Genomic DNA, 18,958 nt, shown 5'->3' with positions numbered 1-18,958 from the left:
CTTGCCGCCAGCCGTCTGGCGGCCTTAACGTCCGCGCCATGCAGAACGGGCTTTCCTTCATCGACGCGCCTTCGCCGAACTTCGACGCGCGCGCGTTGCCGATCACGATGATCGTGCTGCACTATACCGGCATGGAGAGCGGCGAGGCGGCGATCGCCCGGCTGCGTGATCCCGAGGCCAAGGTGTCGGCGCATTATCTGGTCGAGGAGGACGGCACGATCCTGCGCATGGTCGCGGAGGAACAGCGCGCTTGGCACGCCGGGCGGTCGCACTGGCGCGGGATCAAGGACGTGAACTCGGCCTCGGTCGGGATCGAGATCGTCAATCCGGGCCATCAGTTCGGCTATCGCCCGTTCACCCAGGCGCAGATGAGTTCGCTGATCCCGCTGGTGGCCGACATCAAGGAGCGCCACAGCATCACCCGCGGCAACGTGGTCGGTCATTCCGACATTGCCCCGGCGCGCAAGCAGGATCCGGGCGAGCTGTTCAACTGGCATGCGCTGGCGCGATTGCGGCTGGCACTGCCGCGTCCCACCCGGAACCTGGTCGATCCGGGCTGGCCCGATGCTGGCTTCATGCTGGCGCTGGAGCGGTTCGGCTACGATGTGAGCGATGCGACGGCCGCAGTAACGGCATTCCAGCGCCGGTTCCGGCCGGAGATGATCGACGGCGAGATCGACATGGAGTGCCGGTGCCTGTTGCTGGCGCTGTTGTTGCCCAAGCCGCAGGGCGACGACTGAAGCTTCGCGCGAGAAAGAGGGTTTCGCGCAGCTTCATCATCTTCTGACATTGGTTGTCCGTTTTCTCGCTGTCACGCTCCCGCACCAGAGGGATCGGAGACTGATATGCTCGACAATGGAGGACTGCGGCGGCCCGTAGCGCTTGGTCCCGTTCGCGTGCGCCTGAGCGGCGTCATCAAGGGGGAGTCGGATCAGATCGTCGCGTCGGTGAACGCGCCAACCGTTGCCGAAGCCACTGCCGCGCTGCATCGGACCGCGCGGGTGAACGGCGCGGACGCGGTGGTGCAGGTCAGCTCCGATCACCGCCGGACCACGCTCGCGACCGGCCCGCTGTCGGTACAGACCTTGGTCGAGGTCCAGGCTTGGGGGGTTGCAGTGGCAGAGGCGGAGGAGCCGCACGGTGACGAGGCGGCAAAGCCCGAGCGTTTGCCGGAACCTGACGCAGGCGCCTGACGTCTTCTTTCTCCGCTATGCGGATAAGGCTTCCATCCTGCGCGCTTGGCGTTATCAGCGCTCCGGTCAGAGGGTTGGGCGGCCGCGTTGACACCGCAAGGTGTTGCCGAGGAAAGTCCGGGCTCCACGGAACAACGGTGCCGGGTAATGCCCGGCGGGGGTGACCCCAGGGAAAGTGCCACAGAGAGCAGACCGCCCACTGCCGGCAACGGTAAGGGTAAGGGTGAAAGGGTGCGGCAAGAGCGCACCGCGCGACCGGTAACGGAAGCGGCATGGTAAACCCCACCGGGAGCAAGACCGAATAGGGACGGCACATGCGCCTTGTTCCGGCGCGTCGTCCGGGTTGGTTGCTTGAGCGGCGGAGTAATCCGTCGCCTAGAGGAATGGTCGCACAGCCCTTTCGGGGGTGGACAAAACCCGGCTTATAGACCCTCTGGCACCTTTCCCTTCCCGCAGGGGACGTGGCGCCTAGCCTTTCACGGCTCGCGCTCCTATCTGCCTCAAATCTATGGCAAGACATACCCGATCCAGCGACTGGGGCTTTCCGCGGTGGCGACCATATGGTGCCGAGCGCGAGGCCGTGACGGTCCGCCTGTGCGACCGGCACGGGTGCGAATCTCCCGGCGACCGGCCCGCGCCCAAATCGCCCAACAATCCCGAGCGCTGGTATTTCTGCGAAACGCATGCCGCGGAGTACAACCGCAACTGGAATTACTTCGAGGGCCTCGACGCCGAAGAAGCGGCGCGCCGGGAAGCCGATGAGCGGCGGGATGCGAGCGGCTATACCGAATCGCGGCACAATGGCTGGGCGGGGCCAGGTGACGGCAGCCGTTCGCGCGACGAGATGCGTGCGCTTGAGGTGCTCGACCTGGAGGCGGATGCTGACTTCGACGCAGTGAAGATCGCCTGGCGGCGGCTGGCCAAGTCCAACCATCCCGATGTGAAGCCGAATGACGCCGAAGCGGCCAAGCGCTTCCAAGCGATTCAGGCGGCGTATGAAGTTCTGAAGGCCGCCGAGGAGCGTCGGACCTGGAAGCCGGATTGAAGACGGTTCGGTCGAACTGGTCGGACGCGATCCTGGTGTGCGCCAAATGCTCGAAGAAGCTGGATGGCGGGTTCGGGCCGGAGGGCAAGACGCCGCTGGGCAAGGCGCTGCGCAAGCATCTGCGCCTGAAAAAGGGCCGCAAGGCCGAAGCGGGCATCGTCGAGGTGAAATGCCTGGGCATCTGTCCGCGTGGCGCCGTGACGGTGGTGAATGGCGCGCAGAGCCGCGAATGGCTGTTGGTGCCGGAGGGTGCGGACCTTGGCGACGTCGCGCGTGATCTGGGGCTTTCGGGCTAGGTGCTTGCCTGGGCCGGAGTTATCCCCCTTCATTACTCCGGCCTCCAGGCGCAGAAGAAGCGGGACCCCGGCTCAAGGCCGGGGTGACGGACGAAAATTAGTCCGCATAGCGGCCCGCGGTTTCGCGGATCAGCGCGATCATGTTGGGGATGCCCTGGGTCCGGTTCGAGCTTAGCTGGTTGCGCAGGTCGAATGGGGCGAGCGCGGCATCCATGTCCGTGGCGAGGATCTCAGCGGGCGCCTTATCCTGTACCGCCAGCAGCACCAGAGCGATGATGCCCTTGGTGATCGCGGCGTTCGAATCCGCCAGGAAGTGTAGCGTCCCGTCGTCGCGGCGGGTTGGGTACACCCAGACCGATGCCGAGCAGCCGCGCACGAGCGTGGCATCAGTCTTGAGCGGATCGGGCATGGGCTCCAGCGCCCGGCCCAGGTCGATCAGCAGGCGATAGCGGTCGTCTGCGTCGAGGAATTCATATTCGTCCTGGAGATCGGCTAGGCTGGTCATGCCGGCGCTATAGCGGGCGATGCTTCATGCCGTCATCCCCCTGTGCAGGGGATGGTGTGGCTTAAAGGTCGACGCCGGCGGCGATGGCTTCGAGCTTGCGGATCCGTTCCTTCAGATCCGCCATTTCGATGCGCGATGCGGCGGAGGGCTGGGCGGGCGTTGCATCGAGCGCGGGCTGGGCGCGGCCGAGTTCCTGCTGCTTCAGCGTCAGCCAGCCGCGCCAGCCCGAGAGCCCGGCGGCGGTGACCATGGCGAGGCCGGCAAGGCCCGATACCGCGCAAGTGATGTAGAGTTCGGGGTCGTAGGTCACGTCATACCTCCCTGGTCAGACGTTGTTCTTGGTACGCAGCGCCTCGATCTCGCGTTCGAGCCGGATGCTGCCAGTTTCATTGTCGGTCACTACGCGTTCGAGCACCTGTACCCGGTCCTTCAATGCGCGGACCTCGTCGCGGAGCTTGGCCGCCTCGGCAGCCGCGGCCGGATCGGGCGCGCGGAAGACTTCGTTGCCGTGGCGGTCCTTGTGGATCCCGTGCCGCGCCTTGATGACGTTGCCGATGGTGACGACGATCACGATCGCGACAACCATGGAGAACGGGTCCATTACTTCACTCCCTGTTTCGACGTCCGGCCTTAGCCGGCGGCTTTCTGTTCTTCCGCCAGGCGAAGCGCGCGGCGGACCGGGCGATCCCGACTTTCGGCGAGGACAATAGCTCCCCCGCACAGTGCCGTCAGCACTGCGAATACTACGATCATCATTGATGTGGTCCTTTAGTTGAGCGGCGCGTCGCGCAGCCGTTCGATTTCATCCGCGACGGCAATGCCGCGGTCGGTGACGATGCGTTCGAGAACCCGGACCCGCTGTTCAAGCCGTTCGGTCTGGGCGGCATATTGCGCCGCCTTTTCCGCGACCATCTGCGACTCCAGCTCCATCTGGCGCTCCTTGAGCTTGAACCAGGGGCGGAGGAACACGCCGCCGAAGATGGCGAGCAGTCCGCAGCTGATGCCGAGGATCGGAATGAGAATGGGGCTGATCATGCTACGCTTCCTCTCAGTTGGACTTGCCGCGGAGCTGCTCGATCTCGCGGTCGAGGCTCACGGCGCTGTCGGTGACGATGCGTTCAACATTGGCAAGGCGATCCTTGACCGAGCCGAGTTCGGCGCGAAGCTGGGCGTTCTCCTGGCTGAGCAGCCGGATGCGCTCCACCGCCTCGTCATTGTTCTTTGGATAGATCGCCTGTCCCCAGGCGCCATCGAGCGGATAGCCGTTCTTGATCCTGAGCCAGGTGGTGACCACCCAACCCGCGACCGCAACGGAGACGATGATCGCGATCAGTGGGAAGATGCCCTGGACGAACATCAGCTTGTCGGCACTTTCCATGGTTCTTCTCCTTAGCGCAGTGCGTCGATTTCGCGGGCGGTGCGCTCGGCCGGATCGGTGGCGATGCGTTCGAGCACTGCGATGCGGTCCTCAAGGCGCGAGATCTGGCCGGTGAGGCGCTCGTTCTCGCTCGAGAGCAGTTCGATCTTCCGCTCGGCATTGGGGTCGCCCTTGTGGCTGACCCCGTTCCAATCGCTCTCAACCGGGTAGCCGTGGCGGGCACGGATCCAGTTGTTGAGCACCACGCCCAAGGTCGAGATCGCGATGATGGCGATGACGAAGCCTGGTCCACTCCAGCTCATGATTTTCCTCCCTGTTACGACGCCCCGCGATTGGCTCAGCGCAGGCTGTCGATCTCGTCCGCCAGGCGCGTGTTGCGGCTGGTGTAGAACATTTCGATGTCAGCTAGGCGACGGTCGATGTCGCGGAACTTGGACCGAACCTCGGCTGTGGAGCGGCTCGGGTTCGAGCGCACGCCCTGCCAGAACTTGGCTTCCTCAGGTCCCTGGTAAAGCCCGGCCGGCTTGTTCGGCGCCATCCAGGCGATCAGCAGGTACGCCACGATGTTCATCGGGAAGATCGCGAAGCTGAGCATCACGAAGCCGACGCGGAGCCAGATGGCATCGATGCCGGTATATTCCGCCAGGCCCGAGCACACGCCCAGCCACTTGCTGTTCTGCTTGTCGAGATAGAATTTGGTGCGAGCGGACATCTTAGTTCCTCCTCGAATGATCGTAGTGGCTCGGTTCGCGGTGGGCGGACAGCGCCCGGAAATCGGGGTTGTCGGCGGCGATAATGCGTTCGACGGTGAGCAGGCGCTCCTCGAGCTGCTTGGCGGTGTAGAAGAGTTCGTCGAGCAGCTTCTCATCCTCGCCGGTGATCGTAGCCGACTGCTTCCACTTCGTGATGTAGTGCATGATCACCCAGGGGAGCCCGATGAAGAGCATCCCCACGACGACGATCGGCAAGAGCACTTCGTCCAACATCGCTTAGGCTCCCTTGCTCAGCCGCGCCTTGAGCGCTTCGAGCTCGGCATCGACCTTTTCCGACGAACGGAGCTCGGCGATCTCTTCCTCCAGCGTCTTGGGCTGGCCGCCGAAACCCATGGCGTCGGCGCGGCCCTCGGCCATGTCGACCCGGCGTTCCAGCACGTCGAAGCGCGAGAAGGCATCCTGCATCTTGGCGCCGTTGGTCATCTCACGCAGGCGGAAGCGGTTGTTGGCGCTTTCCAGCCGGGCCGTGATCGAGTTCTGGCGGGTGCGGGCTTCGCGCAGCTTGTTCTGCAGCTTGTTGATGTCCTCTTCGGACGCCTTGAGCGCATCGTCGAGCACGGCGATTTCGGCACTCAGCTGCTCGCACATGTCCTTGGCCTTCTGACGCTCGACCAGGGCTGCCTTGGCCAGGTCCTCGCGGCCCTTGCTCAGTGCCAGCTCGGCTTTCTCGGTCCAGCTTTCCTGAAGCTTTTCGAGCTTGGCGATGTGGCGGCGCATTTCCTTCTGGTCCGCGATGGTGCGGGCTGCGGAGGCGCGAACCTCGACCAGCGTTTCCTCCATCTCGAGGATGATCATGCGGATCATCTTGGCCGGGTCCTCGGCCTTGTCGAGAAGGTCGGTGACGTTGGCGGCGATGATGTCTCGGGTTCGCGAAAAGATACCCATGTCATACTCCTTCATGTTGGAAGCCGCCGGGAGGATCTTTGGGGTTGACCCTCCCGGCGGGGGTCCGCTCGCCGGGGCATTGGCGAGCGGAAACTTGGTGCCTCAGGCGATCGCGGGTCCGACTGCCCCGGCCATCAGCACGACGCTGGCGACGAGGGAGATGGTGACTGCGAAGAAGGCGTTGCGAGCGTTGGTGGCTTGGTAGGTCATTGTCTCGTTCCCTGAACCTTGGTTGTTTGGTTCGCCCGTTGTCCGGGCTTGCCAGTACATCAGCAGGAAGCGTGCCAATTCGCGAAAGCGGCGGAAAACCGGGCTTTTTGCACCTGCGGAGCTCCAGGTGTAACTTTGCAGTTGCCAAGGATTGGGGATTTACCCCAAAGTTTCGCCATGGAGCGCACCACGCAAGTCATCGGCCAGTCTGGCGCCTTTCTGGACGCCTTGGAGCGCGCCAGCCGCGCCGCTGCGTTGGACCGCCCGGTGCTGGTCATCGGCGAGCGCGGCACCGGCAAGGAATTGGTGGCCGAGCGGCTGCATCGCCTGTCGCCGCGTTGGGACCAGCCTTTGGTGGTGATGAACTGCGCGGCGCTCCCTGAGACACTGATCGAGGCCGAACTGTTCGGCCATGAGGCGGGCGCCTTCACCGGCGCCACCAAGGCGCGGACGGGTCGGTTCGAAGAAGCCGATGGCGGCACGCTGTTCCTGGACGAACTCGGCACGTTATCGATGGGCGCGCAGGAGCGACTGTTGCGCGCAGTGGAATATGGCGAAGTCACTCGCATCGGCGCGTCGCGGCCGATCCGGGTGGATGTGCGGATCGTGGCTGCCACCAACGAGCATCTGCCCGAGCGTGTGGAAAAGGGCACGTTTCGCGCCGACTTGCTCGACCGGTTGAGCTTCGAGGTCGTGACCTTGCCGCCGCTGCGCGCGCGGCGTGGCGATGTGGAAGTGCTTGCCGACTTCTACGGCCGGCGGATGGCGGCTGAGATCGGCAGGGGAGACTGGCCCGGCTGGGGCGCGAACGCGCTCGACACGCTGCTCCACTATGAGTGGCCGGGCAATGTCCGTGAGCTGCGCAACGTGGTGGAGCGGGCGGTGTATCGCTGGGAGCGGGAAGGGCCGATCGACGCCATCGAGCTTGATCCGTTCGCCTCTCCCTACCGGCCACGGTCGGCGGCGGCTGCCGCACCGCCGGTGCCTGCCAGCGCGGTGCCTGAGGCGCCCGAGCCGCCGATGCCGGTCGAACCTGGCGGCGACTTCAAGACGCGGGTTGCTGCGTTCGAGCGGCAATTGCTTACCCGTGCGCTGGCCGAGCATCGCTTCAACCAGCGTTCGACGGCGGAAGCACTGGGGCTCACTTATGACCAGCTTCGCCACGCGTTGAAGCGGCATGAGCTGCTCGGCGCTGGCGGGTAGGGCTGATCGTCCACGCGCGGCAACGCCACGCCGAAAATGCTTTCAGATACGCTGGCGAAACGAAGCCGAGGGAGCCATATGCGCTCCATCGCGTTGCTCGCGTGAACCCTGATAAGGAGATTTCCGATGGCTTTCGAACTGCCGCCGCTTCCCTATGCCTATGACGCGCTGGAGCCGACCATCGACAAGGAGACGATGACGCTCCACCACGACAAGCACCACGCAGCCTATACCGCCAAGCTGAACGAGGCAGTGACCGAAGATCCTTCGCTGGAAGGCAAGTCGATCGAGGACCTGCTGGGCCAGATGTCGAGCGCCCCGGCCAAGCTGCGCAACAATGGCGGCGGCTTCTGGAACCACGACTTCTTCTGGAAGACGATGGGCCCGAACGGCGGCGGTGCGCCGACGGGCGAGCTGGCCCAGGCGATCGATGCCAAGTTCGGCTCGTTCGATGCCCTGAAGGAGCAGTTCAACACGGCGGGCGCCAATCAGTTCGGCTCGGGCTGGGCGTGGCTGATCGTGAACGGGTCGGGCAAACTGGAGATTACCTCCACGCCGAACCAGGACAACCCGCTGATGGACGTGGCGCCAGTCAAGGGCACCCCGATCCTGGGTAATGACGTGTGGGAGCACGCCTATTACGTCACCTACCGCAACGATCGTCCGGGCTATCTGAAGGCCTGGTGGAACGTGGTGAACTGGGACGTGGTGGCCGAGCGCTACGCAGCCGCCAAGGGCTGAACCCGGACACCTTCCAGGTCTCCGCAAGCGGCCTGGAGAACAGATCCGGAGCGGCCGGGGCGTGATGCCTCGGCCGTTTCTTTTTCTCTCTCAGCGCGGCGCCGCCAGGGGGGTGTCCGGGCCGGTGGGTGCCGCGAACACTGGGCGGCCATCCTTGCTGAAGGTCACGCGCTGCATCCGCGGCGAGCGCTTGGGCGTGCACTTCATGTCGGGACCAGGATTCGCGTGATACACGATCCAGTGCTCGCCAGAGGGCGAGGTAAAGAAGCCGTTATGACCAGGGGCATGGACGCTCGCAGTGGGCGCCTTGGCGATTACCGGCCTAGGTGACTTGGTCCAGGCGCTGGCATCCATCGGGTCGCTTCCCGCCGGCGCGTGCAGCAGGCCGATGGCGTAGTCGTCCGACCAGCAGGCGCTGCCTGAATAGCTGAGGAACAGGTCACCCTTGGGCCCTTGCAGGAATTCGGGTCCTTCCAGAATCTGGCGGCCGCCCTGGCGCTCCCAAGGCTGGTCGGGCCGGGCGATGATCGTCTCTGGCCCTTTCAGCGTCCACGGGTTTGCCATGGCGACGATCGCAAGCACACTGTCGCTGCCGACATAGGGCGAATAGACGAAGTAGCGCTTGCCGCCGTGCGCGAAGGTGGTGCCGTCGATGCCGGTATGTTGGGTCTTCAATTGGCCGCGGTCGATCCACTGCCCCTGCCTGGGGTCCGCGCTCGCATTCTCCAGCACAAAGATACCACGATGCGCGTCGTCGTCATGCTGCGCGTCGGCGGCGGTGTAGTAGAGATACCATTTGCCATCGATGCGGTGCAGCTCGGGCGCCCAGATCGAGCGGGCGTTCGGTCCGGTCGGCGCTGGCCGCCAGACCACCACTTCTTCTGCTTGGGCCAGCCGGGTAAGGTCGTGCGTGGCCCGGATCGCCAGTCGGTCACCCAGGGTGTGCATGTAGTAATAGGTGGAACCGTCCCGAACGATCCACGGGTCGGCGCCCGAATCCAGGAGCGGGTTGGTGAAGCGCTTCGGCGCGTCACTCGCGGTGAGCAGCGGCGCGACGGCGAGGAGCGCCGCGACCATCATCATCGACTTGCGGGGTCGTGCCACTGGCATGCTCCTATTAACCCTCTGGCGGGAGCGGCGTGTCCTCGGGCTTTTCGAGCTGAAGGCCGTGGCGCAGCAGCGTGGGGATGTTGATCATCGCGAAGACCAGCGTCAGCGGGATCACTGCCCAGGTCTTGAACGTCACCCACTGGTCCCAGGTGAGAACCGCGCGCATGACTTCGTTGAGAACCGCCATCGCGACGAAGAAGCCCGCCCAGTTGATCGTCAGCAGCCGCCAGCCCTTGGCCGACAGCCCGGGATAGGCAGTCTCCAGCAGCATCTGGAGCAGCGGCTTCCGCGCGATCACGCCATAGCCAAGGATCACCGCGAACATAGTGTAGACGATGGTCGGCTTGATCTGGATAAAGGTCTGGTCGTGGAAATAGATCGTCAGCGCGCCGAACGGCAGCACCAGCAGCGCCGTGATCCACAACATTGGCGACACGTGCTTGGCCTTCCACCAGGAAAGCAGCATCGCCGCGACCATGGCAACCATGAAGGCAGCAGTCGCGGTGATGACGCGCTGGATCTGCAATCCGGGCGCATAGCTGTTGACCGCGAAGAAGACGGCGAGCGGGCCGAAGTCGATCAGCATCCGCATACCCGGCGAGAGCGGCGTCTTGGGCTCAGCCACGGGTAAGTTCCTCGACGCCGGCGATGATGCGCGCGACTTCATTGGGGTTGAACGGGCGCAGGTCGTCGACCTTCTCCCCGACGCCGATGGCATGGATCGGCAGGCCGTATTTCTCCGCCGCCGCAACCAGCACACCGCCGCGGGCAGTGCCGTCGAGCTTGGTCATGACGAGCCCGGTTACGCCGGCCACTTCCTTGAAGACCTGGATCTGGTTCAGCGCGTTCTGCCCGGTGGTCGCGTCGAGGACGAGCACCACGTCATGCGGGGAGGCCGGATTGATCCGCCCGAGCACGCGGCGGATCTTGGCGAGCTCGTCCATCAGCTCGCGCTTGTTCTGAAGGCGCCCGGCGGTGTCGACGATCAGAATGTCGGTGCCGCGGTCGGTCGCCTGCTTGACAGCCTCGAACACGATGCCCGCCGCGTCGCCGCCCTCTGCGCCCGATACGATCGGCACGCCGATTCGTTCGGCCCAGGTGCGCAGCTGGCCGATCGCGGCAGCGCGGAAGGTGTCGCCGGCCGCGACCATGACGCTGTAATCCTGTTCCAGGAACAGGTTCGCCAGCTTGGCGATGGTGGTGGTCTTGCCCGATCCGTTGACGCCGATCACCAGAATGACCTGCGGGCGCGGAAAGGCTTCGATCTCGAGCGGCTTGGCAACTTTGGCGAGGACCTTCTCGACTTCCTCGGCCACCACCAGGCGGATGCCCAGTTCCTCCATGTTGCGCTCGAACTGCCCCTCGGCCAGGCGCGTGCGGACGCGGGCGGCGGTCTCCGGCCCAAGATCGGAGGCGATCAGCGCTTCCTCGATCTCGTCCAGCGTGGCTTCGTCGAGACGCGCGAGGCTGAGGCCTGCGAGATTGCCGAGCAGCCGGTCGGACGTCTTGCGAAAGCCCCCGAGCAGACGGTCGTGCCAGGAAGGATTGGTGCTCATGCGTGGATCTCTGTCATCGGTTCTTGGGCGCGGGCGGCGCCGGAAAGGCTGGCGATCAGCCCTGTATCGGTAGCGTCGAGGATCGTCACCTGCTGGATCGAGCCGACCGGGCTTTCGGGCAGGCGGACCTCGGCGAAATTGCCGGCATGGCCGCGCTCGCCTGGACGTTCGACCAGCACGGCCTGCGTGGTGCCGATCAGGCTGCGCAGCCAGGTGTCGCGGCGTTCGGCGGCGCGGGCGCGCAGGCGTGCAGCGCGGGCCTTCACTACTGGTGGTGCGACTGCTGGCATGCGTGCGGCGGGGGTGCCGGCGCGCGGGGAGTAGGGGAAGATGTGCGCATGGACGATGTCACAATCGTCGAGCAGGGCGAGGGTGTTGGCGAACATCGCTCCGTCTTCGGTGGGAAAGCCCGCGATCAGATCCGCGCCGACCGCGATCTCCGGACGCGCCGCCTTTAGGCGCTGGATCAACGCTACGCTGTCGGCGCGCAGGTGACGCCGCTTCATGCGCTTGAGGACCAGGTCGTCGCCCGCCTGAAGCGACAGGTGGACGTGCGGCATCACCCGCGGCTCCTGCGTGAGCAGCGCAAAGAGGCGGTCGTCAATCTCGACACCGTCGAGGGAGGAGAGACGAAGCCGCTGCAAGGTTGGCACGTGGCGCAGGATGCGCTCCACGAGCTGGCCGAGCGTCGGTGCGCCGGGGAGGTCGGGGCCGTAGCTGGTGAGGTCCACGCCGGTGAGAACGATTTCGGCATGCTTCTCGGCCAGCGCGGCGATGCGGTCGATCACAGCGCCGGCAGGCACCGAGCGGCTGTTGCCGCGGCCTTGCGGGATGGCGCAGAAGGTGCAGCGATGGTCGCAGCCATTCTGGACTTCCACAAACGCGCGGGCGTGGGTGGAGAAGCTGGCAGCGAGGTGCGGCGCGGTTGCGCGCACGGCCATGATGTCCTGGACCAGCACGGGCGCGGTGGCCGCCCAGGCCTGGGGATCGAGCTTTTCGACATTGCCGATCACGCGGTCGACTTCCGGCATGGCGCTGAAGCTGGCGGGATCAATTTGTGCCGCGCAGCCGGTGACGACTAGTTCGGCGTCGGGCCGCTCGCGGCGGGCGCGGCGGATTGCCTGGCGGGTCTGCTTCACCGCTTCATTGGTGACGGCGCAGCTGTTGACGACCACCGTGTCGCGCTCACCCAGCAGTGCGCGGATGCTCTCGCCCTCCGCGAGGTTGAGGCGGCAGCCCATGTTGACCACGTGAGGGGAGGCGGTTGGCATCGGCCCGCGATCTAGGGTTGCGGGCGCAGGAAGTCCACGGCGGCAACTATCTGGTAGACGCGGAAATCGTGCAGCCATTAGTGGCCAAAAAGCAGAAACCTTTTAAAAGACAGATGGTTAGCTGGCGATGCGCCTCAGCTGGCCGGCAGGCAGGTTCGACGGCTGCTGGAGGAGGCGGCGTTCGGCCAGCAGGCGGCGGACGCCGGCTTGGGGCAGGGGGCGACCATAGTGCCAGCCCTGTGCCTTGGCGCAGCCCATGGCGCGCAGCCGCTCCTCGATCGCGGCATCCTCCACGCCCTCGGCCGTGATCGGCAGGTTGAGGCTTGCCCCCAGCGACACGATCGCATGGACGATCGCCACCGAATCCGCGTTGTCATTCAACGACATGACGAAACTCTTGTCGATCTTGATGCGGTCAAAGGGCAGCGCGCGCAGATGGGCGAGCGAGGAATAGCCCGTGCCGAAATCATCGAGCGCGATGCGCACACCCTGGTTCTTCAGGCTGCCGATGATCGACTGGGCGAGCGGCAGATTGTCGAAAAGGGAGCTTTCGGTGATCTCCACTTCGAGCCGATTGGCGGGGAAGCCGGTTTCGGTCAGCGTCTTGATGATCTTTTGCGCCAGCCAGGCGTCGCGCAGCTGCCAGGGCGAGATGTTGATCGAAACGCTGAGCGACGGGTCCCAATCGCGCGCCGCCTGGAACGCCTGGCGCATGATCGAAAGCGACAGGTCGGCGATCATGCCGGTTTCCTCGGCGATCGGGATGAACTGTTCGGGGCTGATCATGCCGCGGGTGGGATGCTCCCAGCGGGCGAGCACTTCGAAGCCATGGAGCCGCCCGGTGGTGAGGTCGATCTGCTGCTCGAAATAGGGGACGATCTCGTGGCGCGGAATGGCCAGGCGCAGCCCGGATTCGAGCTCGTTGCGCAGCTGGAGGTCGCGCTCCATCGACTGATCGAACCAGGCATAGCGGTTCCGCCCGGCCTTCTTGGCCTGGTACATGGCGATGTCGGCCGAGCGCATCAGCGTGTCGATGCCGGCGCAGTCGAAGTCGGAGCGGGCGACGCCCACCGAGCAGCTGACATGGACCTGGAAGCCTTCGGCGTCGAAGGGCTGCGCCATGCGGCTGACCAGCTTTTCGGCGATGCGCTCAACGATGGAGGGTTCTGCCGGATCGAACAGGAATGCGCAGGCGAATTCGTCGCCGCCCAGCCGCGCAGTGAGCGAGGAAGGGGGCAGGAGCGCCGCCATTTCCGCAGCCACCGTGCGGAGCAGCGCGTCGCCCGCGGCATGCCCGTGCATGTCGTTGATGGTCTTGAAATGGTCGAGATCGAGCATGATCAGCGCCATGGCGCGGCGGCGGCGCTCGGCGCGGGCGAACATCGCCGCGCCTTCGTCGGCCAGGCTGCGGCGGTTGAGGAAGCCGGTCAGCGGATCGCGGCTGGCGAGCAGCTGGGCGCGTTCCTCCGCAGCGGTCCGGACGCGCACTTCCTGGCTGAGCGCGCGGTGACGGCGCCAGCCGATCAGGATCAACGCCACGTTGAGCAGCAAGGCGATCACCAGCTGCTGGTCGGCCGGTTCGGCGCCCTGAGTGAAGTGATCGATCGTCTGGGACAGCACCGAGCTGCCGGTGCCGACGAACAGGAGGATGGCCGCAACGCTGACCGCGCCAGTCAGCAAATGCCCGCGCGGCGCAGCGGACCGGCTGTGCGTGTCCTCGTCATAGCTCACCGACATCGCCGGCCTGTCCCCTGGATTAGATAAGCAACGGCTTTTCCGATGGGGAAGTGTAGATCGGGTTAAACGGGGGCGCTGTGGACGTTCACCGCCAGGGCGCGGGAGCCGATACCGGTCCTTGGTTCATCCACGCGATCTAACGACGCGCCGTGACGCTAATGATCGCTTCTAAGAGCTCGCCGATCGATCCGCTGGACTCCCAAGCGTAGATCGAAAGAGTCAGAGCTGCTTCTGCCGAGAATATGCTGCTGACGCCAACGGCATAACCCTTGGCAGTGCTGATCGGCAGCACCGACACACCAAGGCCCGCCTCAACCGCCGACAGAACACTGGCGAGACTGTTACCGGCAAAGGCGATGTACCATCGGCGCCTTTCGCGCTCGATGCGGTCGATCATGATATCGCGATACAGCCCGCCCGGAGGAAAGGTCACCAGCGGGATCGGATCGTGCCAAGCTCCGCTGCCATTGCCCTCGAACCAGCCGAGTGGTTCGGGAAAGCTGGCCCTGGCATCCCCATCCGCCACCGCTTCCTTCACGATGGCGATGTCGAACTCCCCCGCCCGGAACCGCTTCTTCAGGTCCCGACTAAGGCCCGTTGTCACGTCGAGGCGGATTTCGCGATGACGTGCGGCGAACTCAGCGAACCGACGGCTCATGGCTGATGTCACGATGTCGTCGGGGACGCCGATCCGGATCGAAGTCGTTCCCAAGGGATCAGCGAACAATAGCTCCGCCTCCTCCTGCAAAGCCAGCAGTCTGCGAGCGTAGCCTAGCAGTCGCTCGCCTGATGCGGTTGCCGCGATCGGGCGTGAGGATCGATCGATGAGCGACTGGCCTACCGCGGCCTCCAATCGCCCCAGATGCTGACTAACGGTGGATTGCGTGGAGTGCAGTCGTTCGGCAGCGAGCGTGAAGCTCGCAGTATCGGCGACAGCGACAAACGTCCGAAGGAGCCTGAGGTCGAGCATTCCGTCATTCTAATCGTGAATAACAAGTATTCCCATATTTCATTCGCAAATGGGTGCGCGGATTGCCACTTCTGGTTCTCACAATCCTGAAGACCATCAAGTTGACGATCAGCTCCGCCGCCCCCCGCTCGGCTCCCCACGCCTCGTTTGAGGATGATCGAATCCAATGTCGGCGACATCGAACTTGCGGCTCAGTACCCTTTTTTCTCTTGAACCATCAGCAAGGTTTCCGCTCATGAAAACCATTCTTCTCGCGCTACTGATCGGCACCGTCGCTACGCCTGCCGTGGCGGCGGACATCTCGACCCACGTGCTTGATCTGGCCCAAGGCGTCGGCGGCAAAGCCGTGCCTGTCGTCCTCTACAAGCGTAGCGCGGACGGCGGCTGGCAAAAGGTCGGCGCCGCCACGACCGACGCCAACGGCCGCGTTCGTAGCTTCGGCGATGCCAACGCTTTCGACATCGGCCTTTACAGGCTTCAGTTCGACATGTCGGCCTATCCTAATGCCGCAGCGTCGCCGTTCTTCCCGGAGATCACGCTGACTTTCCGGGTGACTGACAGGGCGGGACATTACCACGTACCGGTGGTCGTCAGCCCCTATGGCTATTCGACGTACCGGGGAAATTGAACGACACCCTTCTCTTTAATCCCTCGGTACATTCGGAAGGCCTGTCGCCGTGTTGAGCAACCTCCTACTTTTTTCGGCAGCCGTCGCCACTTCCGGCCCGGTGGTTCAGCTGGAGCGCAAGACAGTGTCGCTGGCGCTGGCTAACCGCTTGGCGGACGCGGCGGTCGCGTCCTGTCGCACGATCGGCAAGGAAGCGGTGGTTGCGGTCGTCGATCGCGGCGGGAACCTCGTTGCTCTGCAACGGGGTGACGACATCGGTCCGCACAACACCCTTGCGGCCCAACGCAAAGCGTTCACCGCCCTGTCGACGAAAACAAGCACTGCCGCGTTGGCCGAACGTGCGGCAATCGACCCCACCTCGCACAACCTCCTGACCATTCCAGAGTTGCTGCTGCTCGGCGGGGGGATGCCGCTGCTGGTCAATGGAGAAGTTATCGGAGGCATAGGAGTAGCCGGCTCGGGCGGAGCGGCGAATGACGAGCGCTGCGCGACGCAGGCGATTGCGCAGGCTCTTACATCGGAGAACGGGCGTCGATGACCGGGTTGGCGTGTCACGGTTGTAGGAAACGCGCACGATGATCTTGGATAAGCTCCCACATCGACTTGTAGAACGATGACGTCCGCGCCTTGCTGGCTTCCTCTCCCTGGGTTGCCTGCACGGCGCGGTTCGGCTATGGGGCGCGGGACCGTTCCTGTGGGACGCGAGACTCTGACGCCCTGAGGGGTGACGCCGGCCAACGAGGTTTCGTTCGCCGGCGTGTTTTGCGTTTAGCACGTTCGGCAGTGATTTTGGAGTGGTTGGGCCCATGTTCGACAGTCTGAGCGATCGGCTTGGCGGTGTATTCGACCGGCTTCGGGGGCGTGGTGCGCTTACCGAGGCCGATGTGCGTACCGCCATGCGCGAAGTGCGCGTCGCGCTGTTGGAGGCCGACGTTGCGTTGCCGGTGGCGCGCAGCTTTGTCGAGAAGATCACCGAGCAGGCGATCGGCCAGAATGTCCTGCGTTCGGTGACGCCGGGCCAGCAGGTCGTGAAGATCGTCCATGACGGTCTGGTCGACATGCTGGGTTCGGATACCGCCGAGCTGGAGATCGACGTCACCCCGCCGGCCGTCATCATGATGGTGGGTCTGCAGGGGTCGGGTAAGACCACCACCACCGCCAAGATCGCCCGCCTGCTCAAGAAGCAGGGCAAGAAGGTGATGATGGCGTCGCTGGACGTCAATCGCCCGGCCGCGCAGGAACAGCTGGCGGTGCTGGGCACCCAGATCGAAGTGACGACGCTGCCGATCGTCGCGGGCCAGCAGCCGGTCGATATCGGTCGCCGCGCGCTGCAATCGGCGAAGCTTCAGGGCTTCGACGTGGTCATGCTCGACACGGCGGGCCGTCTGCACGTCGATCAGGCGCTGATGGACGAGATGAAGGCGGTCGCCGACATCGCCCGTCCGCAGGAAACGCTGTTGGTCGTCGACAGCCTGACCGGCCAGGACGCGGTGAACGTCGCCACCAACTTCTCCGAGCAGGTGCCGCTGACCGGCGTGGTGCTGACCCGCATGGACGGCGATGCGCGCGGTGGCGCGGCGCTGTCGATGCGCGCCGTTACGGGCAAGCCGATCAAGTTCGCCGGCATGGGCGAGAAGCTGGACCAGATCGAGCCGTTCCATCCCAAGCGGGTGGCCGGGCGCATTCTGGGCATGGGCGACGTCGTCAGCCTGGTCGAGCGCGCCGCGGAGTCGATCCAGCAGGAAGACGCCGAGCGCATGGCGAACCGGCTCGCCAAGGGCCAGTTCGACATGAACGACCTGCGCAGCCAGTTGCAGCAGATGCGCAACATGGGCGGGCTGGGCGCGCTGGCCGGCATGATCCCGGGCATGAAGAAGGCCCAGGCGGCGATGGCGCAGGGTGGCATGGACGAAAAGATCCTGTTGCGCATGGACGCGATGATCACGTCGATGACGCCCAAGGAGCGCGGCAAGCCCGAGCTGATCAATGCCAAGCGCAAGATCCGCATCGCCAAGGGCAGCGGCACCACGGTTCAGGACGTCAACAAGCTGCTCAAGATGCATCTCGAGATGCAAACGGCGATGAAGAAGCTCAAGAAGATGGGCGGCCTGAAGGGCATGCTGGGCATGCTGGGCAAAGGTGGTCCGGGCGGCGGCATGGCTGGTCTGGGCAACGCACTGGGCGGCGCGGACATGGGCGACATGATGGGCAAGATCGGCGGCGGGCTTCCCGGCCTTCCCGGTGGCGCCAAGCTGCCGCCCGGTTTCGAGAACATGTTGAACAAGAAGAAGTAATCCAACCTCTTATCATTCGAAGAAGGAAGTAGATTTTATGGCTCTCTCTATGCGTCTCTCGCGCGGCGGTTCCAAGAAGCGTCCGTATTACCGGATCGTGATTGCGGATGCCCGCAGCCCGCGCGACGGCAAGTTCATCGAGAAGATCGGCACGTACAACCCGCTGCTCGCCAAGGATTCGGGCGAGCGCATCAAGCTGGACACCGAGCGCGCTGCGCACTGGCTCAAGATGGGCGCGCAGCCGACCGACCGCGTCGCTCGCTTCCTGGACACCACGGGCGTCAAGGAGCGCACCGCGCGCAACAACCCGAACAAGGGTGTTCCGGGCGAAAAGGCCAAGGAGCGCGCAGAAGAGCGTGCCGAGAAGGCGCGTGCCGCTGAGGAAGCCGCCAACGCACCGGCTGAAGCTCCCGCCGAGGAAACCGCCGAGGCGTGAGGAACTTGCCGGCCGTCATGCGTTCCGTAACGGACAGCACCAAAGGAGCGCATGATGGCCGGCAATATGCCCAACGGAACCGGACCTGATGACCAGGAAGACCGCGACAATCCGGGTGGGACGACCCTCAACCCCAGCGGCGTGTCGACCGACGCGCCGGCTGAGGGCGACGAAGAAGCCGATCCCAAGCAGCCGGGATCGCCGCAGGGTTGACCCTGCGCTAGCTATACGGGGCGGTGCGTTATGAGTTCGGACCGTCCCGTTACGCTTGCCGCCGTGATCGGCGCGCATGGCATCGCCGGCGAGGTCCGGTTGAAGGTGTTCGCCGACGACCTGGCGACCTACAAGAATTTCAATGGCGGCGCGTTGACGCTGAAGAGCCTGCGTGAGGGCTCGAACGGCGCGATCGCGCGCTTTGCCGAAGTGCCCGACCGCAATGCCGCCGAAGCGCTGCGGGGTACCGCACTGACGGTGCCGCGCTCGGCGCTGCCTGCCTTGGAAGAGGGCGAATATTATCATGTCGACCTGATCGGCCTGCCGGCAGAGGACGAAAGCGGTGCTGCCTTGGGGCAGGTGATCGCGGTCGACGATTTCGGCGCGGGCGATGTGATCGAGATCGAGACGCCCGAGGGCAAGCGCTTCATGGTGCCGATGAACGCGCAGGCGGTTCCGGACTGGAACGGCGAGCGGCTGGTGGTAGCCGAGGACTTTATCGAACGGTGAGCGC

Annotated in this window: 28 protein-coding genes and 1 other RNA gene; 13 read left to right on the top strand and 16 right to left on the bottom strand. The window is 64.7% G+C overall.

Annotation, left to right across the window (positions count from 1 at the left end; translation table 11 throughout):
* Nucleotides 1–38: 38 nt before the first annotated feature.
* From LQ953_RS07825 to LQ953_RS07805, 5 genes are all read left to right on the top strand, one after another.
* Nucleotides 39–740, top strand: coding sequence for an N-acetylmuramoyl-L-alanine amidase (locus LQ953_RS07825; RefSeq protein ID WP_231030154.1), 702 nt, complete (start codon nucleotides 39–41; stop codon nucleotides 738–740).
* A 105-nt stretch (nucleotides 741–845) separates the two neighbouring features.
* On the top strand, nucleotides 846–1,193 hold the full coding sequence (locus LQ953_RS07820) for a hypothetical protein (RefSeq protein ID WP_231030153.1): 348 nt from the start codon (nucleotides 846–848) through the stop codon (nucleotides 1,191–1,193).
* 66 nt (nucleotides 1,194–1,259) lie between these two features.
* An RNA gene (rnpB, locus tag LQ953_RS07815) (RNase P RNA component class A) lies at nucleotides 1,260–1,634 on the top strand.
* 67 nt (nucleotides 1,635–1,701) lie between these two features.
* Nucleotides 1,702–2,238: a J domain-containing protein gene (locus LQ953_RS07810; RefSeq protein WP_231030152.1), complete on the top strand. Its 537-nt coding sequence runs from the start codon at nucleotides 1,702–1,704 to the stop codon at nucleotides 2,236–2,238.
* The gene (locus LQ953_RS07805; RefSeq protein ID WP_231030151.1) at nucleotides 2,235–2,534 is read left to right on the top strand and encodes a (2Fe-2S) ferredoxin domain-containing protein; all 300 of its coding nucleotides are present in this window, start codon (nucleotides 2,235–2,237) and stop codon (nucleotides 2,532–2,534) included. The genes LQ953_RS07810 and LQ953_RS07805 overlap by 4 nt, the downstream gene beginning before the upstream one ends.
* 97 nt (nucleotides 2,535–2,631) lie before the next feature.
* Here the strand turns inward: LQ953_RS07805 and LQ953_RS07800 are convergent, their stop codons facing one another.
* From LQ953_RS07800 to pspA, 10 genes are all read right to left on the bottom strand, one after another.
* The gene (locus LQ953_RS07800; protein ID WP_231030150.1) at nucleotides 2,632–3,039 is read right to left on the bottom strand and encodes a SufE family protein; all 408 of its coding nucleotides are present in this window, start codon (nucleotides 3,037–3,039) and stop codon (nucleotides 2,632–2,634) included.
* Between the two features lie 61 nt (nucleotides 3,040–3,100).
* Nucleotides 3,101–3,289, bottom strand: a complete 189-nt coding sequence (locus LQ953_RS07795; RefSeq protein WP_231030236.1) for a hypothetical protein — start codon at nucleotides 3,287–3,289, stop codon at nucleotides 3,101–3,103.
* A 75-nt stretch (nucleotides 3,290–3,364) separates the two neighbouring features.
* Entirely contained in the window at nucleotides 3,365–3,640 is a 276-nt protein-coding gene (locus LQ953_RS07790) for a hypothetical protein (RefSeq protein WP_231030149.1), read from the bottom strand.
* Between the two features lie 29 nt (nucleotides 3,641–3,669).
* Nucleotides 3,670–3,795, bottom strand: a complete 126-nt coding sequence (locus LQ953_RS16195) for a hypothetical protein (RefSeq protein ID WP_269141357.1) — start codon at nucleotides 3,793–3,795, stop codon at nucleotides 3,670–3,672.
* A 12-nt stretch (nucleotides 3,796–3,807) separates the two neighbouring features.
* Nucleotides 3,808–4,074: a hypothetical protein gene (locus tag LQ953_RS07785; protein ID WP_231030148.1), complete on the bottom strand. Its 267-nt coding sequence runs from the start codon at nucleotides 4,072–4,074 to the stop codon at nucleotides 3,808–3,810.
* A gap of 13 nt (nucleotides 4,075–4,087) precedes the next feature.
* A complete protein-coding gene (locus tag LQ953_RS07780; protein ID WP_231030235.1) occupies nucleotides 4,088–4,396 on the bottom strand; it encodes a hypothetical protein in 309 nt (102 codons plus the stop codon).
* A 32-nt stretch (nucleotides 4,397–4,428) separates the two neighbouring features.
* Nucleotides 4,429–4,719: a hypothetical protein gene (locus LQ953_RS07775; RefSeq protein WP_231030147.1), complete on the bottom strand. Its 291-nt coding sequence runs from the start codon at nucleotides 4,717–4,719 to the stop codon at nucleotides 4,429–4,431.
* Between the two features lie 35 nt (nucleotides 4,720–4,754).
* Nucleotides 4,755–5,129, bottom strand: coding sequence for an envelope stress response membrane protein PspC (pspC, locus tag LQ953_RS07770; RefSeq protein ID WP_231030146.1), 375 nt, complete (start codon nucleotides 5,127–5,129; stop codon nucleotides 4,755–4,757).
* A 1-nt stretch (nucleotide 5,130) separates the two neighbouring features.
* Nucleotides 5,131–5,400: an envelope stress response membrane protein PspB gene (gene pspB, locus LQ953_RS07765; protein WP_231030234.1), complete on the bottom strand. Its 270-nt coding sequence runs from the start codon at nucleotides 5,398–5,400 to the stop codon at nucleotides 5,131–5,133.
* Between the two features lie 6 nt (nucleotides 5,401–5,406).
* Complete coding sequence (gene pspA, locus LQ953_RS07760; RefSeq protein ID WP_231030145.1) at nucleotides 5,407–6,075, bottom strand: phage shock protein PspA; 669 nt, start codon at nucleotides 6,073–6,075, stop codon at nucleotides 5,407–5,409.
* A gap of 387 nt (nucleotides 6,076–6,462) precedes the next feature.
* Here pspA and pspF point away from each other — a divergent pair, with 387 nt between their 5' ends.
* Together pspF and LQ953_RS07750 are read left to right on the top strand one after the other, a co-directional pair.
* Complete coding sequence (pspF, locus tag LQ953_RS07755; RefSeq protein ID WP_231030144.1) at nucleotides 6,463–7,488, top strand: phage shock protein operon transcriptional activator; 1,026 nt, start codon at nucleotides 6,463–6,465, stop codon at nucleotides 7,486–7,488.
* 126 nt (nucleotides 7,489–7,614) lie between these two features.
* Complete coding sequence (locus tag LQ953_RS07750; RefSeq protein ID WP_231030143.1) at nucleotides 7,615–8,229, top strand: superoxide dismutase; 615 nt, start codon at nucleotides 7,615–7,617, stop codon at nucleotides 8,227–8,229.
* Nucleotides 8,230–8,319: 90 nt separating this feature from the next.
* Here the strand turns inward: LQ953_RS07750 and LQ953_RS07745 are convergent, their stop codons facing one another.
* The 6 genes from LQ953_RS07745 to LQ953_RS07720 form a co-directional block, all read right to left on the bottom strand.
* Nucleotides 8,320–9,339: a glycoside hydrolase family 43 protein gene (locus tag LQ953_RS07745; RefSeq protein ID WP_231030142.1), complete on the bottom strand. Its 1,020-nt coding sequence runs from the start codon at nucleotides 9,337–9,339 to the stop codon at nucleotides 8,320–8,322.
* A 7-nt stretch (nucleotides 9,340–9,346) separates the two neighbouring features.
* Nucleotides 9,347–9,964 (bottom strand): septation protein IspZ, encoded by a 618-nt coding sequence (ispZ, locus tag LQ953_RS07740; protein WP_330999394.1) that lies wholly within the window; start codon nucleotides 9,962–9,964, stop codon nucleotides 9,347–9,349.
* Nucleotides 9,957–10,895 carry a signal recognition particle-docking protein FtsY gene (gene ftsY / locus LQ953_RS07735; RefSeq protein WP_231030141.1) on the bottom strand — a complete coding sequence of 313 codons (939 nt, stop codon included), beginning with the start codon at nucleotides 10,893–10,895 and terminating at the stop codon, nucleotides 9,957–9,959. Before ftsY ends, ispZ begins: the two co-directional genes overlap by 8 nt.
* Nucleotides 10,892–12,166, bottom strand: coding sequence for a tRNA (N(6)-L-threonylcarbamoyladenosine(37)-C(2))-methylthiotransferase MtaB (gene mtaB, locus LQ953_RS07730; RefSeq protein ID WP_231030140.1), 1,275 nt, complete (start codon nucleotides 12,164–12,166; stop codon nucleotides 10,892–10,894). The genes ftsY and mtaB overlap by 4 nt, the downstream gene beginning before the upstream one ends.
* Before the next feature lie 117 nt (nucleotides 12,167–12,283).
* The gene (locus LQ953_RS07725) at nucleotides 12,284–13,903 is read right to left on the bottom strand and encodes a putative bifunctional diguanylate cyclase/phosphodiesterase (RefSeq protein ID WP_231030139.1); all 1,620 of its coding nucleotides are present in this window, start codon (nucleotides 13,901–13,903) and stop codon (nucleotides 12,284–12,286) included.
* Nucleotides 13,904–14,039: 136 nt separating this feature from the next.
* Nucleotides 14,040–14,873, bottom strand: a complete 834-nt coding sequence (locus tag LQ953_RS07720; protein ID WP_231030138.1) for a LysR family transcriptional regulator — start codon at nucleotides 14,871–14,873, stop codon at nucleotides 14,040–14,042.
* Nucleotides 14,874–15,108: 235 nt separating this feature from the next.
* Between LQ953_RS07720 and uraH the strand changes: the two genes are divergently transcribed.
* The 6 genes from uraH to rimM all read left to right on the top strand — a co-directional run bounded on the left by uraH (nucleotide 15,109) and on the right by rimM (nucleotide 18,954).
* Entirely contained in the window at nucleotides 15,109–15,501 is a 393-nt protein-coding gene (gene uraH / locus LQ953_RS07715) for a hydroxyisourate hydrolase (protein WP_231030137.1), read from the top strand.
* A gap of 49 nt (nucleotides 15,502–15,550) precedes the next feature.
* Nucleotides 15,551–16,039 (top strand): GlcG/HbpS family heme-binding protein, encoded by a 489-nt coding sequence (locus LQ953_RS07710; protein WP_231030136.1) that lies wholly within the window; start codon nucleotides 15,551–15,553, stop codon nucleotides 16,037–16,039.
* Between the two features lie 268 nt (nucleotides 16,040–16,307).
* Nucleotides 16,308–17,795, top strand: a complete 1,488-nt coding sequence (gene ffh, locus LQ953_RS07705) for a signal recognition particle protein (RefSeq protein WP_231030135.1) — start codon at nucleotides 16,308–16,310, stop codon at nucleotides 17,793–17,795.
* A 37-nt stretch (nucleotides 17,796–17,832) separates the two neighbouring features.
* Nucleotides 17,833–18,231 carry a 30S ribosomal protein S16 gene (gene rpsP, locus LQ953_RS07700; protein ID WP_231030134.1) on the top strand — a complete coding sequence of 133 codons (399 nt, stop codon included), beginning with the start codon at nucleotides 17,833–17,835 and terminating at the stop codon, nucleotides 18,229–18,231.
* Between the two features lie 54 nt (nucleotides 18,232–18,285).
* On the top strand, nucleotides 18,286–18,444 hold the full coding sequence (locus LQ953_RS07695; RefSeq protein ID WP_231030133.1) for a hypothetical protein: 159 nt from the start codon (nucleotides 18,286–18,288) through the stop codon (nucleotides 18,442–18,444).
* A 30-nt stretch (nucleotides 18,445–18,474) separates the two neighbouring features.
* Complete coding sequence (gene rimM / locus LQ953_RS07690) at nucleotides 18,475–18,954, top strand: ribosome maturation factor RimM (RefSeq protein ID WP_231030132.1); 480 nt, start codon at nucleotides 18,475–18,477, stop codon at nucleotides 18,952–18,954.
* Nucleotides 18,955–18,958: the final 4 nt, after the last annotated feature.

The sequence above is a fragment of the Sphingomonas sp. IC-56 genome (genome assembly GCF_021043375.1).
Taxonomy (GTDB): Bacteria; Pseudomonadota; Alphaproteobacteria; order Sphingomonadales; family Sphingomonadaceae; genus Sphingomonas.
Note: the sequence above shows the minus strand (reverse complement) of the source record. Positions and strands in the feature narration are given on the sequence as shown.